The sequence below is a fragment of the Alicyclobacillus fastidiosus genome (genome assembly GCF_026651875.1).
In the GTDB taxonomy this organism is placed as follows: domain Bacteria; phylum Bacillota; class Bacilli; order Alicyclobacillales; family Alicyclobacillaceae; genus Alicyclobacillus; species Alicyclobacillus fastidiosus.
This window is the reverse complement of sequence record NZ_CP104067.1, coordinates 1,545,720-1,566,186: the sequence shown is the minus strand read 5'-3', so window position 1 is coordinate 1,566,186 and position 20,467 is coordinate 1,545,720. Positions and strand designations below refer to the sequence as shown.

The 20,467-nt window shown below is 45.9% G+C and carries 18 protein-coding genes and 1 riboswitch; of the genes, 6 read left to right on the top strand and 12 right to left on the bottom strand.

Annotated elements, in window-relative coordinates; all coding sequences use genetic code 11:
- Positions 1-18: 18 nt before the first annotated feature.
- Positions 19-219: an alpha/beta-type small acid-soluble spore protein gene (locus tag NZD89_RS07675; RefSeq protein WP_268007144.1), complete on the top strand. Its 201-nt coding sequence runs from the start codon at positions 19-21 to the stop codon at positions 217-219.
- A gap of 93 nt (positions 220-312) precedes the next feature.
- On the opposite strand, the gene NZD89_RS07670 is transcribed toward NZD89_RS07675, so the two are convergent.
- Positions 313-816 (bottom strand): Hsp20/alpha crystallin family protein, encoded by a 504-nt coding sequence (locus NZD89_RS07670; RefSeq protein WP_268007142.1) that lies wholly within the window; start codon positions 814-816, stop codon positions 313-315.
- Between the two features lie 304 nt (positions 817-1,120).
- On the opposite strand from NZD89_RS07670, the gene NZD89_RS07665 reads away from it, so the two are divergent.
- The 3 genes from NZD89_RS07665 to NZD89_RS07655 are packed head-to-tail and all read left to right on the top strand — an operon-like array spanning position 1,121 to position 2,128.
- Complete coding sequence (locus tag NZD89_RS07665; protein WP_268007141.1) at positions 1,121-1,369, top strand: hypothetical protein; 249 nt, start codon at positions 1,121-1,123, stop codon at positions 1,367-1,369.
- Positions 1,366-1,863: a hypothetical protein gene (locus NZD89_RS07660; protein ID WP_268007140.1), complete on the top strand. Its 498-nt coding sequence runs from the start codon at positions 1,366-1,368 to the stop codon at positions 1,861-1,863. Before NZD89_RS07665 ends, NZD89_RS07660 begins: the two co-directional genes overlap by 4 nt.
- A gap of 16 nt (positions 1,864-1,879) precedes the next feature.
- A complete protein-coding gene (locus NZD89_RS07655; protein WP_268007139.1) occupies positions 1,880-2,128 on the top strand; it encodes a hypothetical protein in 249 nt (82 codons plus the stop codon).
- A 959-nt stretch (positions 2,129-3,087) separates the two neighbouring features.
- Here the strand turns inward: NZD89_RS07655 and NZD89_RS07640 are convergent.
- The 4 genes from NZD89_RS07640 to NZD89_RS07625 all read right to left on the bottom strand — a co-directional run bounded on the left by NZD89_RS07640 (position 3,088) and on the right by NZD89_RS07625 (position 8,246).
- Positions 3,088-4,611, bottom strand: a complete 1,524-nt coding sequence (locus NZD89_RS07640; protein ID WP_268007138.1) for a recombinase family protein — start codon at positions 4,609-4,611, stop codon at positions 3,088-3,090.
- Positions 4,612-5,048: 437 nt separating this feature from the next.
- Positions 5,049-6,566, bottom strand: coding sequence for a recombinase family protein (locus tag NZD89_RS07635; protein WP_268007137.1), 1,518 nt, complete (start codon positions 6,564-6,566; stop codon positions 5,049-5,051).
- Positions 6,550-8,082 (bottom strand): recombinase family protein, encoded by a 1,533-nt coding sequence (locus NZD89_RS07630; protein WP_268007136.1) that lies wholly within the window; start codon positions 8,080-8,082, stop codon positions 6,550-6,552. Before NZD89_RS07630 ends, NZD89_RS07635 begins: the two co-directional genes overlap by 17 nt.
- Positions 8,079-8,246: a hypothetical protein gene (locus tag NZD89_RS07625; RefSeq protein WP_268007135.1), complete on the bottom strand. Its 168-nt coding sequence runs from the start codon at positions 8,244-8,246 to the stop codon at positions 8,079-8,081. The genes NZD89_RS07630 and NZD89_RS07625 overlap by 4 nt, the downstream gene beginning before the upstream one ends.
- A gap of 935 nt (positions 8,247-9,181) precedes the next feature.
- Here NZD89_RS07625 and NZD89_RS07620 point away from each other — a divergent pair.
- The gene (locus NZD89_RS07620) at positions 9,182-9,538 is read left to right on the top strand and encodes a helix-turn-helix domain-containing protein (RefSeq protein WP_268007134.1); all 357 of its coding nucleotides are present in this window, start codon (positions 9,182-9,184) and stop codon (positions 9,536-9,538) included.
- A gap of 28 nt (positions 9,539-9,566) precedes the next feature.
- Here the strand turns inward: NZD89_RS07620 and NZD89_RS07615 are convergent, their stop codons facing one another.
- Positions 9,567-10,106, bottom strand: coding sequence for a DnaA N-terminal domain-containing protein (locus NZD89_RS07615; protein WP_268007133.1), 540 nt, complete (start codon positions 10,104-10,106; stop codon positions 9,567-9,569).
- Positions 10,107-10,494: 388 nt separating this feature from the next.
- Positions 10,495-10,625: riboswitch (cyclic di-AMP (ydaO/yuaA leader) on the top strand.
- A gap of 94 nt (positions 10,626-10,719) precedes the next feature.
- On the opposite strand from NZD89_RS07615, the gene kimA reads away from it, so the two are divergent.
- Complete coding sequence (kimA, locus tag NZD89_RS07610) at positions 10,720-12,627, top strand: potassium transporter KimA (protein WP_268007132.1); 1,908 nt, start codon at positions 10,720-10,722, stop codon at positions 12,625-12,627.
- A gap of 493 nt (positions 12,628-13,120) precedes the next feature.
- Here kimA and NZD89_RS07605 read toward each other — a convergent pair whose 3' ends face one another.
- From NZD89_RS07605 to kdpB, 6 genes are all read right to left on the bottom strand, one after another.
- Positions 13,121-13,828, bottom strand: a complete 708-nt coding sequence (locus NZD89_RS07605; RefSeq protein WP_268007131.1) for a response regulator — start codon at positions 13,826-13,828, stop codon at positions 13,121-13,123.
- Positions 13,791-15,407 carry an ATP-binding protein gene (locus NZD89_RS07600; protein WP_268007130.1) on the bottom strand — a complete coding sequence of 539 codons (1,617 nt, stop codon included), beginning with the start codon at positions 15,405-15,407 and terminating at the stop codon, positions 13,791-13,793. Before NZD89_RS07600 ends, NZD89_RS07605 begins: the two co-directional genes overlap by 38 nt.
- 6 nt (positions 15,408-15,413) lie before the next feature.
- The gene (locus NZD89_RS07595) at positions 15,414-16,514 is read right to left on the bottom strand and encodes a universal stress protein (RefSeq protein ID WP_284286275.1); all 1,101 of its coding nucleotides are present in this window, start codon (positions 16,512-16,514) and stop codon (positions 15,414-15,416) included.
- Positions 16,515-16,536: 22 nt separating this feature from the next.
- Positions 16,537-17,664 carry a sensor histidine kinase KdpD gene (locus NZD89_RS07590; RefSeq protein ID WP_268007128.1) on the bottom strand — a complete coding sequence of 376 codons (1,128 nt, stop codon included), beginning with the start codon at positions 17,662-17,664 and terminating at the stop codon, positions 16,537-16,539.
- Between the two features lie 97 nt (positions 17,665-17,761).
- Positions 17,762-18,328, bottom strand: a complete 567-nt coding sequence (gene kdpC, locus NZD89_RS07585) for a potassium-transporting ATPase subunit KdpC (protein ID WP_268007127.1) — start codon at positions 18,326-18,328, stop codon at positions 17,762-17,764.
- A 42-nt stretch (positions 18,329-18,370) separates the two neighbouring features.
- The gene (gene kdpB / locus NZD89_RS07580) at positions 18,371-20,425 is read right to left on the bottom strand and encodes a potassium-transporting ATPase subunit KdpB (protein WP_268007126.1); all 2,055 of its coding nucleotides are present in this window, start codon (positions 20,423-20,425) and stop codon (positions 18,371-18,373) included.
- Positions 20,426-20,467: the final 42 nt, after the last annotated feature.

The window sequence follows — 20,467 nt, the reverse complement described above, 5'->3', positions numbered from 1 at the left end:
CTAAAGGAGGGAAAAACATTGGCTTCCAGAAACGAAAAATTGGTTTCAAATGCATCACAAGCGATCGACCAAATGAAATATGAAATCGCCCAAGAATTTGGCGTACAACTCGGAGCGGATACGAGTTCACGTCAAAATGGGAGCGTCGGAGGGGAAATCACTAAGCGCCTCGTAGCACTTGCTGAGCAATCGCTGTCCGGACAAGGTCGTCGGTTCTAATCCAGATGAAGAGACCGCTGACCGCCGTCCACGCGTACGGTCGGCGGCCTCAATTGAGCCGGAAATGCCGGTTCTACGCGAAGGCCGGTTCCCTTACTCAAAATTGACCGGAACCATATTGTCAGGGTTGTCATAAGCCGTGTCTTTCGCTAGGTAAACAATTAACAGCCCACTTTTATATACTGCTTGCACGCTGTTCGCGAGTATCGGGGCGGGCAGTTCAACTTGGCGGTGGAAACTGCCGTGGTGACATTCAGACATAAGGACTGTATCATCCCGATGATGAAATCGGGCTGTGATTTTCCCCCGCACTGTGAGAATGTTGGACCGTACAGATAGTGTGACGTCCGATACGTTCGTCAAGCCCGGAATCTCGAAAACCGCAATCAATTGGTCGTGTCCCCGACTGTACAAATCCACGCTCGGAAATTCGTCTTCATGGTTCTCTTGTTGGGCGTCAAAAAAGTTACCTCTTTGCATGTTTGGGATTGGGATATTCTTGAAAAAATCCTCACCTAAGAATTTTTGAATATCGCCTAAATTCCCTAGGTTCTTTAATAGGTCGAAGGGGTTATTACCTGTGTTATCTGATGCCAACTTAACCCCTCCTTTTCGCGTTCATCCGAAGTCATTCATTCACTTATATCCTTATGAAGCAACGCGCGTACCTAGTCCTCATTGTTGCTGAGGGTACACCGAATGTGAGGATCCGCTATCCTAATCATATTCCGGAATCCCAGTTTCAAGACCCCGACCCAGGGTTATGATTCCTTTCCCAAACAAAGGGATGAGACTCCCGCCCCAATTGTTGGACTGGGACATGTTTCCTTCCACATAAAATTTCTTGAAATACGCCCTTGCCTGTCGATGTCTAAAGCGATCACATAGGAGTGAACCATGCATGTCGTGCCACATCTCGTTTCGAACCATCAACGTCAATGCCCCTACGCAGAACTCAGGGGTTTTTGTTGGAGACATCAACATCCCTGGTTGGGATGCCAACCAAAAATACAACAGTGCCCACGCCTCCATATATGGATTTTCAAACATTGAAGCCGCTACCGTTAACGTCATCATGGATGGTCAGGAAGTCGTGGATGGGGTTATCAATGATCAGGACGTCAAGCCCGTCTGGGGGATGAATACGTGAATCAAAAACGTAAGCCAAGACCAGTGATTGTAAATGTAGGGACCATAACGAGTAACTCTGGGGTTTACATTTCTGAACAAAACCTCGTCTGCGGGATCAGTAGTCATTCAAAGTCAAACAACGGGCTCGGCTCCATTGGCTCAAGCAATCTGCTTCGCGGAAACATCAGTCTCGTGTACGATAGTGATTTCATTGATACGCCGATCGACGACCGAGATGTGAAAATTTATCAAGAAAATCAAACCTCATCCACTGCCGAGACAACACAGGTCGGTTTCGACAGCATTAACGTTGCAACGATGGCACAGAACTCAGGTATTTTTGTAGGAGACGTGAAAATCACGGGGCTTGATGCGCACTCAAAACAAAACAACGCGACGGGTACAACATACGGACATCGGAACGTGGACATGCAAAACCTCAACTACGTGTACGATTCGGACGCAATTGATACTCCGATTTACGATCAAGATATCAAACTGCAATCACGTTGATTGGAGGGAAAGTTGTGTGGCGTCAGTGATTTGTTTTGGAGCCATTAACATCAACTCTCCACAGCAAAATGGGGGAATTTTCGTCGGAGAAATCAACTGCGGCGGATGGGACGCGAATCAAAAAGTCAATCAAGGGCACGGTTCCCTGTTCGGATTTTTCAACGTAGTTCTGAATCAACAATCTTATGTTTTAGACAGTTTCGAGATGATCGATGGCGTAATAAACGATCAAGATTTCAAGCCCATCACGGGATTGAATATTTAACACACACCTTCACTCAACCTTTTCTGATACCCTGCATGGAGACAATCACCCGCCGAATACAATCGCGTATATTGGTTTATTCACAGCGAACGCATGTAAACGATGCAGAGGACAGGGAAGGAGGAGATTTACATTCCAGCACTCATTTTGATTGGGGCTTTCAATTCGAATACACCACAACAAAACGCCGGGGCTTATGTCGGCCAAATAAACAACGGCGGTTGGGACGCGAACCAAAAATTCGAAGTCGCTAAATCGGGTAATTTTGGATTCTTTAGTATGTATAACAGCGTGAATATACTGACGGATAGTTTTGAATTCATTGACGGTATGGTGATCGACTCGGATATTAAGCCTACCGTCGCAGGAAATGTGTGATCGTAAAATAAACACTGGAACGAACACACGTGCTCATACACCCTTTCATGTTCTCTAAATAAGGGGGGATTCGTATTCCAGTATTGATCTTAAGTGGCTCTGTAAATTCGAATACACCACAGCAGAACGCAGGGGTGTTCGTCGGCCAAGTGAACATGGGTGGGTGGGATGCGAACGAAAAGGAATCCTCGGCTAAGGCGGGTAACTTTGGATTCTTCAGTTTCAATACCAGTTTTAATATTCTAAACGATAATTTCGAGTTGTTTGATGGTGTGATAAACGATCAGGATTTGAAATCTTGCTATCAAGCCAATCTATAGGAGACCTATCCCCGACCGAGGCGATGGGCACTTGTTCAGGTGTTGTACGTTTGAGTGAGCGGATGCCATGGCTTTGAACATTTTCGAATTGATGCAGACTCCACCTAGATTTTTCAATATGAGGTTATTGAATCAGTCAGCACTTTTGTGCTGGCTGATTTTTATGTCCAGACACATCCAACCGATGAACGGCGTGTAATGTGTAGTCAGTTGGTGGTCATTGGTGGTCCACCAAGTGGTATCCTGCAACACGTGGAAAAACTAAAACTGCTTGAATTTATACGTGATTTCTAACCCCTGACCCGTCACCAAAACTGTTTGAATCAGCCGTTCTAACAACTGGCGTGTGACATGTACATCGGATGTCTTGGCATGGAGAAGATTGCGCATCGTGTCCTTTAGAAGTTCTGTGAAATCATCCTGGGCAGACATGCGATCACGTACCTTTTGTAAATCCTGTTCAGATGCACGGAGTTGGCTGACTCGTTCCCGAAAGTTCTTGTTCATAGGCTCGAATTGTTCTTCGGAAATTTGTCCATCCGCAAAGCGTTCAAACAACAACTGTGATGCACGCAGTGCTTTATCCAATTGATTGCGAACGCCACGAATTTCTTCCTCTATTTGTGACGTTGGCTCGTACATGATGTCTTCCAATTTGAATTGCAGTACGTCAGCCACATCAGCACGAACACGATCAAGGATTAATGCCTCAACATCATCGGCACGGATGAACGGCTGATTACAGAAACCACGACCGCGCTCAGCCTGACTGGCACAGCGATAGTACCGTGTACCACGTGTATTGTAGTGAACAACCATGCTGCTACCGCATCGGCATTTGAGTAATCCTTTACTTAGGAGTTGCAAGTCTCCTGATCGTCCAGGGTTCGTCCGACGTTTTGCCATAAGCACGGCAGCTTTGTCGAATGTCTCGCGATCAACGATGGGAGGATGTGCATCTCTGCATACAATCACTTGCTCAGTATTCTTGGTCCATATGGTCATTTTTCTTCTGGCAAGCAAGTCCTCTTCACTTGGCATCACGAGTTTTCGTTCACGACGACCGTAAGCAACGTCTCCAACATACACGGGATTCGTTAAAATTCGTGCAATCGCCCTCTGCGTCCAGAGATATCCTCGCTTGGTTCGTTGCCCGTTTTCGTTTAAAATCGACGAAACTTTACGTACACCGTATCCATTAACGTAAAGCGAAAAGATCTCACGGATAACAGGAGCATACGTCGGGTCGATTTCAAGACGTTTCGTCTCAGGATTGAGGATATAGCCATCAGGTGCGGGACCATTCCATTTACCCTCGCGTGCTTTTTGCATGGCACCCATACGTACACGAACAGCGGTCTTCTCGGACTCTGCTTGAGCAAGTGCGCTATGGATGGTAAAGACAAACTCCGCGTTGTCACGTTGGCTATCGAAATTCTCTTCGATAGAAACCACACGTACACCACACGCGAGTAGTGTACGCAGCATCACAAGGGCGTCGACGGTATCACGCGCAAAGCGAGAGATGCCTTTAAACATGACTACATCAAACTTACGTTCACGAGCGTCTCGAACAAGTCGTTGGACCTCAGCACGTTTCACAAGGCTCGTTCCTGTGATACCTTCGTCGACGTAAGTTAACGCATCAGCGACGATCCAGGGTTCACCTGTTTCGATGCTTCGGCGTCTTGCGATTTCTTGACAGAATGAGATTTGGTGTTCGATTGACTCACCCTTAAGTTGCGATTCATCAGACACGCGAGCGTAAATTGCACATGTAGGCATAATTACCTCCTGTGCTTACGGCTCGTTGCCGTTTGACCAGGTTCGTCTTGATCGGATGCTTTTTTAGTGTAGCACGCGGATGGGTCAATCTTTAAGTAATGTAGGAGGATTTGGAGGATGTCAAATCTTAGGTCTTCAGGATGTTCTTGTCCGTAATGCACACCTGTAATCGTCAAACGATTCGGCATATCCATCACCTCAGGTAATGGATATGCGTGTACCGCTTGTCCAGTTGAATTGTAATTACATGGTACCAAATGCGGTGTTCGAATACGTACGCGTGGAACAATTACCGGTACCAAGGGGGCGGATGAATTGAAACAACTGAATTCGAACTACTACAAAGTCTTTTAATCTATGATTTTTAGAACATTTCTTCACAAACTAAAAAACGGAAGTGAAACCACTGTCGTTTTTAATCCGAAATAGAGCGTATGTCACATTTCCGTATCGATCCGAGCTACGACCTTCATTGTATTATTAGAATACACAATCACCTCTTTTAACAAATACAACAACAAACGACGCATGTCTTTTGACTCTTCTGCCTCGGATAAAACATCCGCCCAAGTATTCGACTTCAGTTCCACGTCATTGATGTACTGGATTCGACGTTTCTTCTCTTCAATCAAAGCATTATTCGACTGCACCTTCTGCTGCAACTCCAACCGATATTGCAACATAACGTACCTGAGTGTTTTCGATTCTTCCTTGTTCTCCATCTCGGCAAAAGCCTTGAGTTCACGACCAGCGCGATAAATAAGCATCTCATTTTCTTCATTAGCCTTTTGAAACGAGCGAATAGCCTCTTGCAGCTCCTTGAGTTCATGCTCAAGTTGCCGCTTAAGTTCAGCCCCAATACGTTCCGCTTGGCGATAAATAATTGCTTCAACCTCCTGTAAGACAACCCTTTCAGCATCCTCCGCAAAAATCTTGTGATTACATGACGGATGACTGCAGACATACACTCGCCTATCACGTAACTTTCTTTTATCGGATGGATTGCTGTAGTTTTTCGAAAACATTAGTGGCTGATCTTCATCACTGTGATAGCAATGAATAAGGTCTTTCAATAAATAGGGCGTGTTGAATGTACGTGGGGGAACGATTCCCTGGCGTTTTTGTTCGAACAGATGCCAACATTGTTCCCATTGCTCCATTGTAATGATGGGGACAATCTTGTCCGAATCCCCCATTACCCATTTTTCCTTTGGTAAAATGGAGTTCGGTGATTTGGGATTTGATTTAAACACCCGCGTCTTGCCTGCGTAGAACGGGTTGGTAATAATACTCCTTACCCTTTCTTTGGTCCACTTTCTCCCGTGGTTCTGTTCAATAGGAAGACCTGCGGCAATGGAGCTGAAACTTTGCCCACGCATATAAGCGGCAAACATCTCTTTAACGTGAACCTTAGCTTCAGGAGTAGGCTCGTATTGTTGGGTTTTTTCGTTAAATGTGTAACCATAGGGCAAGGGTCCACTAAACCACTTTCCTTGTACAGCCCTTGTGCGGACCATATCACGAGTCCGAGCACGAATCTGTTCCGCTTCGAATTGCGTAAAACCGTCTTGAACGAGTTGCCCAACCAAATCTCCCGTGTCGTAGATCGTTTCCGTGCTACACAGGATGATCGGGATACCGAGTCGCGCCATCTCAACACGAATTTCCCGATGCTCGGTTGCGTTACGAGCTAATCGGTCACTGTTGTACGTCAAGATATATTGAAATTTTCCTGCTTTCGCGTCATTAAGTAACCTTTGCAAATCAGGACGCTTGTCTTTGGGTACCTTTGTGGCAGATACTCCTGGATCGAGATAGATTTCATCCGCTGTCATATTGTACTTTTTCTTTACACGTTCAATCGTGCCAACCTGAAGTTCTTTCTCTTGTTTTTTTGTCGAATAACGTACATAGATCACACCAATGCCCTGGGGGATATTATTGTGAAGCGACATCGGCATACACCTCCTTTGATTGTAAAAATGGATGTTTAATGGCAATTTGAACGTCGTATTCGAATATATCTACACGGGCGATTACGTCTCGTAAAAGAATCGGCGTGTTTTCTTCACTTCTTATCGTTTCTTGCAGTCGCTCTTGAATTTGCTCATGAAAATAGGCGGGTAATTGCTCGATTTCCCTCAACTTATCCAAACACGCGACAATTTCCTCACAAGACTTATTGATGCTGTCGTAGTCCACGTGTTTCTCAAGAATCACCTTTATTCGATTCTTTCTTGTATCTTCTTTGTCCGATTTTACGTACAACTCTGCAGACTTCAACATTGTGTCTTTTGCGTCTTTGAGTTGTTTTTCCTTTCTTTGGAGAAGTGACTTCAAGCGAGCTTCAGTCTGCTCACGATAACGTTTCATGAGTTGCGATAAATCACTGTTCATGAGTGAACGAAACGTCTCTTTTGCCCGGGTTAACAACAGATCTTCTAATGCGCGCTGTTCGATACGAAACCCATGTTTCTCACATTCATAAAAGCCTGTCTTCTTTGCTTTGGGATGACGAATTTTGGTTGTTAGCGGTTCTTTACAAATGCCACAATACACAAGTTCCTTTGCGTAAAATGTAATCGGTACCCCTTCTTGCTCATCATCATCGTCATCCGAAGGATTCATTCGTTTAACTTGACGCTGTGCCTCCTCCCAGAGGTCGCGTTCAATAATTTTCGCTTCAGGTCTAGGATATCGAATCGGGTCATCCATCCCTTTAAAAGTCATCTGATGGACACCATAATAGAGTGTTGTCTCAAGGATTTTTTCGATGTCTGGAACCTTCCACTCTCGAATATCCCCTTTTTTGTGGTACTCCGTGTCCTTTTCATACACACGTCGATACCCCTTGTTGTTCAACACTTTTCGAATATCGTTTAATTTATCGTATTTCCCGGTTATGACCATGTCGAAAATCTCACGGACAATCCGTAATTCGTCCTCTTTGCGTCGAAGTCGTTCCTTCGTTTTTTCTTCAACTGCCCAATAGCCATATGGCAACGGACCAACAAGTGTACCTTTAAGGAAGTTTGCCACCTTCGTGTCCCGAATACGTTTACTGATTAAATCTCCTTCCCGTTCAATCAAACCCGACATGATGAGTTCTACGTAATCACCCACCCCGTCATAGTGAATCGGGAATTCATTATCCGCCGTAAAGACGACGGTGACGCCGTGTTCTTTAAACAGCCTATAAATGGTCATGTACTCGTGGGATTTGCGTGCCATTCGATCTCGTTTATAGACCAACACGTGTGTGACTTTCCCCGCACGAATGTCGTCCATTAAATCCATCATGCGCCGGCGAGCCGAAAGGGGTACTTGACGAGCGGAACAAACCTCTTCGTCGTACACGTCCTCAATGACCAAATCATGTTTAACGGCAGCTAAAAGAGCCATGTGTTTTTGCATATCCAATGAATGATCCTGCAAATCTGAAGAAACACGGTAATACGCCACTGCTCTCACTCAGGGTCCCCCTCTTTCCTATGTGCCATTTTATGAGACACGCTTGCAATCATTGCTTCTTTTGCAAGTTGGACATACAACTCAAACCATCTAGAGGCTGCCATTTCATCCTGAACGTAGTGAACAGCCGTAACTCTGATTTTCTTTGAATCGAGTGTTTTCATAACAATCCCTCCATCCTTGATTTGCGGCAATCGCAATGAAAGATACACCGATATTTTGAACGGTACTTACTTTATTTAAACCTCTAAATAGTTTTAGGGGCACTTTTTGGTTCGGGTCTTTATGCACAGGTCATACCCTTTATGAATCACAAAAGCAATTATTTCAAACCTAAAATAGATGTCATAACATCTATTTCTCACACATAGAAATCTAATGTAAGAACCCAACTAAGTCAGAAAGGAACAAGCTTATGTCAAGGTCAAGACCACGATTCAAAGATAAGAGAATCCAGAACACGAGCAAGATAGCGCGGGCAGAGCAGAAGTACCGCCATCCAATTGGGAACGGTCGTCCACTGAGACGACTAACCGTTGTAGATGGGCAAGCTGGGCTATTCTGCATTCAATGTGGACAAGCCAAACCACTTAAGGAATTTGGATTTAGCCATGCGAAAAGGCTGTATTTTGAATCCATGTGTCGTTCATGCAAAAAGCAGTACCACCACAATCGGAGAAAGAAAGGGTCATGAAACATGTACAGTAGTATCAAAAGACAAGCGAAGATCTTAAGGTTGCGAAAACCACTGCAGCATATAGGCGACCGGAAGGATCCAAAGAAGCGAGGCAGACCTAGAAAGCCAATCGTCGAAGTGAATGGGGTCGTTGGTCGACAGTGTGCTAGATGTAAGAAAATGAAGACACTGGACGAGTTCTACAGAAACAAGAGACCTCCGCGCTATTTCAAATCCTATTGTAGATCGTGCCATAACGAGATCAACTTGGAGAGGTACAGGCGGTTGATAAAATAAGAAGCAGAGTGCGTGAGCACTCTGTTTTTTAGCATAACTCGTCCACCCCCCTCGCACTTATCGTTGTTTCATTTTCCCGTGAACGTTAGTATGAAAATCATACAAATTACATGAGGTGAATGTTTGTTGGATGATGTACTAAAAACAATCGGTATGCGGTTACGGGCACATCGAAAAGGTCGAGGACTTACGCAGGATGAAGTTGCCGAACTAGCTGGCATGACACAAAGTTATATTGGTTCCGTTGAACGCGGGGAACAAAACTTAACCGTCGTTAGTCTAGACAAGATACTTCATGCGATTAACATGAAGTATGATGAATTATTCAAAAGTATGGACGTAAATGAGGCAAACACTTCCCAATACATATTAAATGAAATTACGGCTAAGTTACGGTACCGTTCTCTAAGTGAGCAAAGGTTTGTGCTTCAGTTTGTAGACAATTTAATCACATGGAAAGACGAGAAAGATGATTCTAATTGAACACGTCAAAGTAAATGATGTATTGCAATCAAGGTTTATGCTCTGTAACAAATCTAACTTGAAGTTCTTGGTTCGTTACGATGGATAGTGCCTGCTCCACCAAGGCGCTGTAATGTCCCTCTAACCACTGACGTACAAATGGGGTTTTTGTCTTAATGGTTACCGTTCGATTTTCTGCATTTAGTTGCTCTATTCTCGTCTCCCTGAACCACGTTTTAAATGCGGCTTCGGATCCAATATGTGCACGAATAAACATTAAGGCGCTACGCCAAATCCTTTCAAGATCTTCTTTCGAACCCTCAGTGTCTTCAAATTCAGCGCTTTCTTCCACGTACTCAAACGTATCGGGGCTTAACTTGTTAGCGCTCTGAGTAACGTCATGAAGCGAGCTTATCGCTCGTCGCACATCATCAAGGTGCTCGTTAACGATTTGAAGTCGTCGTGACACATCATATGAAACAGTATTTATACTTTTTTCTACTGCATGCAGCTGTTCTACAGCTCGTTCTTCAAATCGGGTCAATATTATTCTGATTTCGTCAGTTAAATTGTTAAAACAATTGTCCACTCCATATCCTCCATAACACAGACTGATATGGCTTTCGCGATAAAAACCATACACACACTCAGTTTTCCCAGCGACGCTGGACCTGATCCCTACTCGACTGCCCATCGAGTAAATGTCCCTATGCTCAAGAAGGCATATATAGAGACGAAAAACAGAACACCGTCATGGTGTCTGCTGGACAAAATAACGATATTGTAATTAGCGTTATCTTCAGTCGCACGCTTCTTGAACTAACCCTCCCTAGTTCAATAAGAGGGGTTCATTCTACACTAATCTACACACAAATCCTTTCTGGATTACCCGCCGAATCCATGTCATCACATCCAAACTAAATCGATATTTTGGTCTTGAATTTTGTTAAAACGAGACTACAATAATTCAAGTCAAATTTTAATATACGCCTAATCCCTGCTGGGAGCGGAGGAACCATTCTTTTGGGGTGAATCCATGTTGGAAGGGTGAAGATTCTTGCCACCCAAACCCGTCAGCTAACTTCGCAGGCGTTGCAGGAGAGGTTTGTGACGACCCCTCCGTGGGTCGTTTTGTGTTTTTTACGCAAACTAAACAAGTGAGTCAGAGACTCTAGGTACACGTTCAGAGGGGAAGTTAAAACATGCACAAGGAATATCCTTGGATTCACCCTGTTCTAATTTGCATCATCATCGCGGCAATCGCCTTTGCCTTATTTAATTTTGGCAACGTTAAACGGATACTCGTGGGTCGCCCCATGCGCTCTCGTGAACTGAATCAACCCCATATGAAATTGACTTGGCTTATTGCACTTCCAATCCTTGCTGCCGACCTGTACTCATCCGTGGCATACGGTCCTGAGGCTGGAATTACCGAGTTAGCACATTTAGGCGTCAAAGCCAAGTGGATGATTATTCCTATCACGAGTTCCACAGTCATACTGCTTACGTTTCTAATTGTATCGTACATTATGGGGGTTATCGCTTATCCAACTGGCGGTGGTGCATACGCAATCGCCAAGGACAATTTCAAGAAACCCGTGGTTTCTCTAATTGCCGCGAGCGCCCTGCTCGTAGATTACGTGCTGACAGTTGCCGTGTCCGTTTCTTCGGGTATTCAAACTATGGCTTCTTCGTACCCAATCCTCGTTAGGCATGAAACGTTGCTTTCGATTTTGTGCATCTTCATCATCTTGTTGATTAACCTTCGTGGAGTATCGGAGTCAGCGAAGGTATTTGCCTATCCGACATTCATTTTTATGGCATGCATGATTCTTCTCATCGTGGCTGGATTTGTTGACGAATTTCGCCATGGGTTCGTCCAGCCCGTAACCCCTCCGTTTGGAACGATTCCTCAAGGGCTCACAACCATGCTCTTGCTCAAAGCTTTTAGTTCAGCATGCTCGTCTCTTACGGGTATTGAGACCATTTCCAATGCGGTCCCTGTTTTTCGAGAAGGAAAAAATGGTGCCATTAAAGCTTATATCGCATTAGGAACTATTACGGGTGTGACGTTGCTTGGATTCGCCTATCACCTGTATGTTAAGGGAATATCGGTAAATCCAAATAACACAATGCTTTCTCAATTGGCGGGGTTGTATTTCGGGCATGGATTGATGTATCAAATCATCATCATTTTTACGTTTGTAGTTTTGATTTTAGCTGCTAATTCCACGTTTACTGGATTTCCGCAACTCGCAGCTTTACTCGCTCATGATCGTTTTTTGCCACGGGCTCTAGCACTTCGCGGAGACAGGTTGGGGTACTCCAACGGTATGATTGTGCTTTCTGCACTGGCAGCTCTGTTAATTGAAATATTCCATGCCCAAACCAATGCATTAATTCCACTCTATGCGATCGGTGTATTTATGGCGTTCACTATCGCTCAATTGGGTCTCACGAAGCGGTGGTTTAAAATAAAGGGGAAATTGTGGCATGTTAAGGCTGCAGTTAACGCATTTGGTGCCTTGGTTACAGCATTAGTAGCTATCATCTTTGCAGTAACAAAGTTCACCGGTGGTGCTTGGATTGTACTCATTGCTTTACCTGTATTAATCTTTTGCGCGATGAAAATACGGAAGCATTACGAAGACGTTGCAGACGAACTTCGTATTGATCTAAAAACTGTCCACCCCCAAACACACCGTATTCTATCAGTTGTACTCGTTTCCGGAATTCATCGTATTGTTGTAGATACCATTTCATTCGCTCAAAGCAGCAGTCAGGATGTGATTGCGCTTTATATCGGATTTGATGATGAATCCATTGAAAGGATGGAACAAAAATGGAAGGCGTGGGGCTCGCCATGCAGACTGGTCACCATAAAAAGTGAATATCGTTCACTTCTTCATCCGTTGTCGAAGTTCATTCGACGATTGGAGAATTACGAAGGTGGTAAACCCGATCATATTCAGCTGTTAATCGCTCAATTTGTACCGAAAAAATGGTGGCACCATATTCTTCACAACCAGACATCATTACTCATCAGGGCGTGGATGCTGCGGCATAAAGATGTCGTCGTTTCTACAGTCCCATATCATTTGCGCCATTAGTTCACAAAGAAGGGGCACATAATTGCGCCCCTTGTGTTTCATGGCAGTTACTCATGTTCGTGACAATCCGTTGATTAGATTGCTCTCGTGGAAATTGTACGGACACTGGTTGAGCAGTTTTTAACCAATTCTTAATATAGGACACAGTCTCAAGAGGGGGGCGCTGGCGCGACCCCCTACAGTACGATATTGGAAGTTCCATGTAACCATCCTAAGGCTAAAACGTTCGACAAACGAAAAAAGGCGTATCCGTTGATACGCCGACGGCAATATCATTATGCCTCTAAAGGATTACTGTCTGTCATGTCTGAAAACAACACATCCCAGCACACTGGGCAGTGGTAGACTTTCCCTTCATCCTTATCTTCGGCAAGATCGTCTGATCTATGATTGGATAGAATATAAAAACAATCGCAGTTCCTACAGTAACCATCAATGAGCATCACCTATGAATATAATTTCCTAGTTGTTCTCATTCCACTCCTTACTCTTTTTATGGCGAAACTCTGTCGTCAAATCTGTAACCCATCCCGGGTTCTGTTAAGATTAACGTCCCTCTAGTTTCGTCCTTCTCAAGCTTCTTGCGTAAATGCCCAATATGAACCCGTACGTACTGACTATCCGATTCCTGGAATTTCCCACCCCAAACCTGTTCGAACAACTGACGATGCGTGATCACTCGTCCAGCATTCTTGGCAAGCACAGTGAGCAGATCGTATTCGATGGGTGTGAGTTTAATCTTTTCCCCGTTCAATTCAACCGTACGTCGAGACACATCAATGACGAGCGCACCAAAAGTCAGTACAGGACCATCATCATCTTTGGATTTGGCGCCGTGCCTTAATGCAACGCGGATTCTTGCCACGAGTTCACCCATGCCAAAGGGTTTCGTCACATAGTCATCAGCACCGCTTTCTAACGCTAAAATCTTGTCTTCTTCACGGTCTTTGGCAGTTAAAACGATGACCGGAACCTCTGACCATTCTCTAATTTGACGAAGAACCTCGATTCCCTGAATATCTGGCAAGCCTAAATCGAGGATGACTAAATCCTGGCGCACCGTTGATACCTGGATAATTCCGTCCTCACCAGATCCCGCCTCACTCACTGAAAACCCGTGCGCTTGCAATGTTATCCGCAGCATCTTTCGAATTTGTGGCTCATCATCGATCACGAGAATCTTCGCGCCCGGTTGCGACATAGTGGATGCCTTCTTTCTTATTGTTGATATCTGTAACTGGAAGAAAGATGGTAAAGGTGGTGCCAATTTCACGATTCGGTTCGGCACTAATCCTTCCTCCATGTGCCTCGACGATACCCTTACATATGGCTAAACCTAACCCGGTACCAGGAATGTTTAGCGTTCGTGGTGAGCGATGAAATTTCTCGAATATCCGTTCAACGTCTTGTTTTGGTATCCCGATTCCTTGGTCAGATACTGCAATCGTTACCTCGTCTCCGATGTGCTGTACGGAAACTATGATGTCACTTTTGTCCGGCGAGTACTTAATTGCATTACTCAAAATATTGACCAAGACTTGCTCCATTAGGACATCATCGACTGGCACACGAGGGGTTTTCGGATCAAAAATGACCCTTACCTTGCGGTTTTGCAAAGCGTCTTCAACCTGTCTTAAGACGACACCGATAATATCCTCTACATCACACAATCCCTTGTGCAATTGCAACATTCCACTTTCGAGGCGAACCATGCCCAGTAGATTGGTCACTAATCGATTCATTCGCATAGCACCATCACGAATGGTTTTGAGTAGTTCATTGCGATCATCCGTTGTAAAAACATCTCCCGCATCCAATAGCCCGGTGACCGCTCCAATAATCGTTGCCAACGGTGTACGGAGTTCATGGGAAAGTGAATCCAGGATAGCCGTCCTAAGCCTTTCGGACTCTGCCGTAAGTTGAGCCACCTTTGCCTCTTCCGAGAGTTTCACCTTGGCTATGGCGACAGCGGCTAGCCTGGCGAGTGCATCGATCAATCTGAATCGTTCTGGATCATCAAGTGATTCTGCTCTTCCTAAGTTGACGGCAAGTACACCATGGGTTTGCTCTTCCGTCCGTAACGGGACGTACAAATCTGGAGACTCACGTAACGTTTGTGTACCCCGTCCCGCCATTTCTCCGTTACGGAACACCCATCTGGCAATCGTCAGTTCAGATGGGTTGCTTCCCCATTCGGAACGCTCATCAGAATGGGCTGACAACTGCAACTCCCCTTCTGGGTCAGGGAGGAAAATCCCTACCTCGGTGCCAACCGTTTCTGAGATTTGTCGGACTACGGTCGCTAGCACCGTACTCAAATCTCCGATAGCGGTAATTTCGCGGCTCAGCGTGTACAAGGCGGTTGTGACCGCCTCACGCTGTCTGACGGTGTTCAGTTGCGCACGTAACTTTGAAGCGAGACTTGCGGTCAGTGTCGCTACGGTCAAAAAAACAGCGAAGGAGATGACGTACCGTAAGTCAGACACCGCAAAGCTGTATAATGGCGGTACAAAAAACCAATCGAATGCTACCAGACCGACTACTGCAGCATAAAAAGCAGGGCGTAGACCCCACTTCACTGCGCTGATGAGGACGGGGAGCAGGTATAATAATGCGATATTGACTAACTCGAATGACGACGCTTGCAGGGGATGCAGAAGAGCCGTCAGTAGAGCAATAAATATCGTAACCATAGCGTAGGGTGACCAAGTTTTGGAATTGCCATCAGCTTCCCCTAGAAACAATGTCACCCCACCGCGTGGTGTCCGTTTTGTCGTCATGTGTTTTCAGCACCTTAGCTCCCTGGAATTGGAGACTACATACAAGTCCACAAATTCTGCGTTCTCGAGAACATAATCCACTGGATTTCCCTGTAGTTTACCGATCCACGTCCTAGCCGGAAGCGGTTGACCGATTACCAATTGAGATACACGAAGCTCTTTCGCCACTTCAACAATCGTGTCGCCAACGCCCCTTTCGTTTGCCTTTTGCGTGATGAACGTGGCATCAAATTGTTCACTTAACTCTTTGATTCGCTGCAAATCCTTCTGTTCATCCTCAGTCATCTCTTCGTCAGACAAAACGACAAGGACATAAAGTTTTGCCTTATGTCTGTCCGCAATCCTCCATCCACGTCGAATCAGTTTTTCTGAGTGAGGACGATAATTGACGCATACGAGAATATTTTCTTTGGGTTTCCTTGATTTATGTTGTCCCGTTTCCCTCAAACGTTGTTGGTCGAGTCGTTGATCCACATCGTCTGCTACTTCCAACAAAGCAATTTCGCGAAGAGCAGACAGGTTTCCGATGCGGAAAAAATTGTCGAGAGCGCGGTCTACTTTATCGAGCGAATAAATCTTTCCCTCAACTAGGCGCTGCTGCAGCGTTTCTGGGCTAACATCAATCAGCTTCACTTCGCGAGCTAAGTCCATAAACCAATCTGGCACACGCTCACGGACCCTGACCCCTGTGATGTGCTCCACCTTATCTCGCAGGCTTTCTAAATGCTGGATATTGACCGCTGTGACCACGTTGATTCCATGCTCAAGGATGTATTCAATATCTTGATACCGTTTCTCACGTTCGCAACCGGGAACGTTCGTATGAGCTAATTCATCAATCAGGACAATTTTGGGGTTTCGTTTCAGGATTCCTTCGACATCCAGCTCCTCATAGGTCCTACCCTCAATCAATATCAAGCGTTTTGGGATAGTTTCTAGGTTGTCAATTTGGGCTGCCGTGTCAGGACGTCCGTGGGTCTCAACAAGTCCAATCACGACATCCATCCCTCTCGCTAACCAATCGTTGGCATCTTGCAACATTTTATAGGTTTTCCCAACGCCTGGTGCAGCACCTACATAAATAGTTAGTCGCCCTTTGCGTGCCATTTCTTTTTCTCCCGCTTCCATGTTATTCTTTCCACCCGACGATGCGCAGATCGACATACTTCATGTGTTGCAAAAGGTATTTCACTGGATTGTCTCGCCAAAATGCCCATTTCTGACTTGCTTTCGGTTGCCCAATAACGATTTGCGTGATGTTTAACCTCTGTGCGACATCCATGATAACCTCACCGATTTTACGGTCATTTCTCGGCTCAACAATGTGTCTGGCATCGTACTTCTGACTAATTGTTCTTAGTGCCGCAAGCCGTGTTTTGTCTCTATCGGACAAGTCATCTTCAAGTCCGTCCATAATCGTCAAGACCATTAGTTCCGACTTCATGCGTTCAGCCATTCGGCTCCCTTTTTTAACTAGCCTATCGCACCGCTCCGGATAGCTTACGCACACGAGAATGGTTTCTTTTGCTCCAACCGGACCTGGAATTTTGCTTCGGTCGTAGGACTGTTGCAACCGTTCATCCACATCGTCAGCGACCTCGCGCAGCGCAAGTTCCCGCAGCCCGGACAAATTTGTCAGACGAAAGAAATTATTCAGCGCCTGATTGACTTTATCCGCAGGATAGATGCTACCATCACGCAACCTTTGCCGAAGCGTTTCCGGAGTGACATCGATAACCTCAATCTCACTAGCCCTTTTTACAAATGACCTAGGAATGATTTCGCGAACCTTTACGCCCGTCAACTCTTCCGCATCTTCATGGGTGCCTTCGATATGCTGTACGTTTACAGCCGTTAGCACGTCAATTCCGTGGTCGAGGATATGCTCCACGTCAAGATATCGTTTAGTATGCATTGATCCGGGTACATTCGTGTGAGCCAATTCATCGACGACAACCACATCCGGTTTTCGGGCAATGACAGCTTCCACGTCAATTTCCTGAAAGACTCGACCTTGAAACTCGATTTCGAGACACGGAATGATTTCAAGACCATTGATTTGAGATGCAGTTTCCGGACGTCCATGAAATTCTACATAGCCAATAACAATGTCAACACCGCGCTCACGCAGCGCATTCGCCTCACGTAACATGGTGTACGTCTTGCCCACACCGGGCGCAGCACCGATAAATAAGCGAAGCTTACCTGTTTTCTTAGGGATCTTAGACGCTTGCTCATTGTTATCTTCGCCGTTCACAATTCTCACCTCCCCCATAAATTCTTCGCGAAAATGCCTAAGTCTTCCTCGGATTCATCCGAGGAAGACTCTTGTACTCACGTTTATCGCAGGCGCTTTATCGACCCATTTGTTTCTCGAGTGCCAAGTTCAAATTCATAACGTTCACCATAGACGTGCCCCAAATTCCTAAAGATGGACCTTGCTCATTCTGCTTGACTAACGCTTGTAACGAGGATTGGCTTAGTCCAGTGGCTTTTGAGATTCTAGGAATCTGCAGCATAGCATCTTGAATCGAAATATCGGGATCTAGTCCTGACGCAGACGATTCAACCATGTCAGGCGGAATGGAATCGATTGGTGTGCCAGGTGCCACACCCGCTGACTTGATGTTGCCTTGTACTTCTTTGATCAAAGCCGGGTTGGTAGGTCCAAGGTTTGAACCTCCGGATCCGTTAGCCGCATAGTTCACGGCTGAGGGACGATACCAGAACAAACGCGGATCGGTAACGGACTGCGCGATGAGTTCTGAACCCACAATTCGACCGTTTGACTGCACCATACTGCCCTTCGCTTGAAACGGAAACAACACGTTGCTGATACCGGTCACAACCAACGGATAAATTAACCCAAGCAGTATTGCAAAGACGATGGTAAATCGTAACGATCGCCATAAATTCGTCATCATGGCTTCCTCCTTTAAACCCCTGATTCACGTGTCAATCGCTTAAATGTTCGCCAATCCAAGCGCGGTGATAATCAAGTCAATGATTTTGATACCCACGAACGGAACAATGACTCCGCCGACCCCGTACAGCAAAATGTTTCGAACGAGCATGGACGTTGCGCTCATCGGTTTATACTTGACGCCTTTCATCGCCAGCGGAATCAAGAGTGGGATGATAATCGCATTAAAAATCAGAGCCGAAAGAATCGCACTATGCGGACTCGTTAGAAACATAATGTTCAAGACATGTAGTTGCGGAACCACGGCAGCAAAGATTGCCGGGATAATCGCGAAGTACTTCGCTACGTCATTGGCGATGGAAAATGTCGTGATGGCTCCCCGCGTGATTAATAGCTGCTTTCCGATGGACACCACTTCGATGAGCTTAGTCGGGTCTGAGTCCAAATCAACCATATTACCGGCTTCTTTAGCAGCAGTGGTCCCTGTATTCATCGCAAGTCCAACGTCCGCTTGCGCCAAAGCAGGCGCATCATTCGTACCGTCGCCGGACATGGCGACCAACTTGCCTTGGGCTTGTTCATCTTTGATGAGTCGCATCTTGTCTTCTGGCTTTGCCTCAGCGATAAAGTCATCCACGCCAGCTTCCAAAGCAATGGTCGCAGCCGTCAGGGGGTTGTCACCGGTACACATGACCGTCTTGATACCCATTCTGCGCAACTCTTCAAATCGCTCACGCATGCCCGGTTTCACAATGTCTTTGAGATAAATCAGACCATATACCTCGTTGCCCTTCACAACGGCAAGGGGCGTTCCGCCCTCTTTCGCAATCCGTTCCGTCTTCGCGTCGAGATCAGCTGGAATAACTCCTCTCTGCTCCTGAACAAAACGTTTGATCGCGTCAACGGCGCCCTTACGGACAATCGTTCCATCCGCCAGGTTCAAACCGCTCATCCGTGTATCGGCGGTAAATTCTACATTTTCTGCGTCGGTATATCTCTCATGCGCTATTTGGATGCCTTTCTCTTTGCCCAAATCCACAACGGAACGTCCTTCTGGGGTTTCGTCGAAAAGTGAAGACAGAACGGCTACTTCCACCAGTTCCTTCTCCGTGTGCGAACCCACAGGTGTAAATTCGCTCGCCAAGCGGTTCCCAATGGTAATCGTTCCTGTTTTGTCGAGAATTAAGGTGTTCACATCACCGGCTGCCTCGACCGCTTTACCGGACTTGGCAATGATATTGAATCGGATGACACGGTCCATCCCAGCGATCCCAATGGCAGACAAAAGTGCGCCAATCGTCGTCGGAATCAAACAAACTAAGAGAGCAATTAAGGTGGCAACATCAATCGAATGCCCCAGGTAATGTGCCATGGGTTCCAGGGTTACAACCACAATCAGGAAGATGATCGTGAGACCAGCCAATAGAACGGACAATGCCAATTCGTTCGGTGTCTTCTGTCGACTTGCCCCTTCGACAAGACCAATCATCTTGTCCAAAAACGACTCACCTGGGTCAACCGTGACTCTGATGATGAGCTCGTCTGACAACAGCTTCGTTCCGCCTGTTACAGAGCTAAAGTCACCACCGGCGCCCCGAATAACAGGTGCCGATTCGCCAGTAATTGCAGATTCATCGACACTGCCGAGACCGTGAAGCACTTCTCCATCCGCCGGAATCATTTCTCCTGCCTGAACACGAACTGTATCTCCCTTGCGAAGCGTCGTCGCGGGTACCAATTCATACGTCCCGTCTGGTTCCTTCCGGTTTGCCATTAAATCCGTTTTCGTCTTGCGCAATGATTCGGCTTGCGCCTTGCCGCGCCCTTCCGCAATTGCTTCGGCAAAGTTCCCAAACAACACAGTGATGAACAGGATAATACAAACGATGAAGTTAAAGATCCTCTGATTGGACCCAAAGTGTCCGCCGAACAAATTTGGGTCTAATGTAATCAAAAGTGTAATAACGAAACCGATTTCCACGATAAACATTACAGGATTTTTAAGCATTGCACGTGGATCTAACTTGACAAACGATTCGACAAGCGCACGGTTGACAATGTCGCTTGACATGGTTTTTACACCCTTCTTTGCCATTTCATACGTCTCCTTTTCCGCACTTTTCACGTGGTCCGTTGT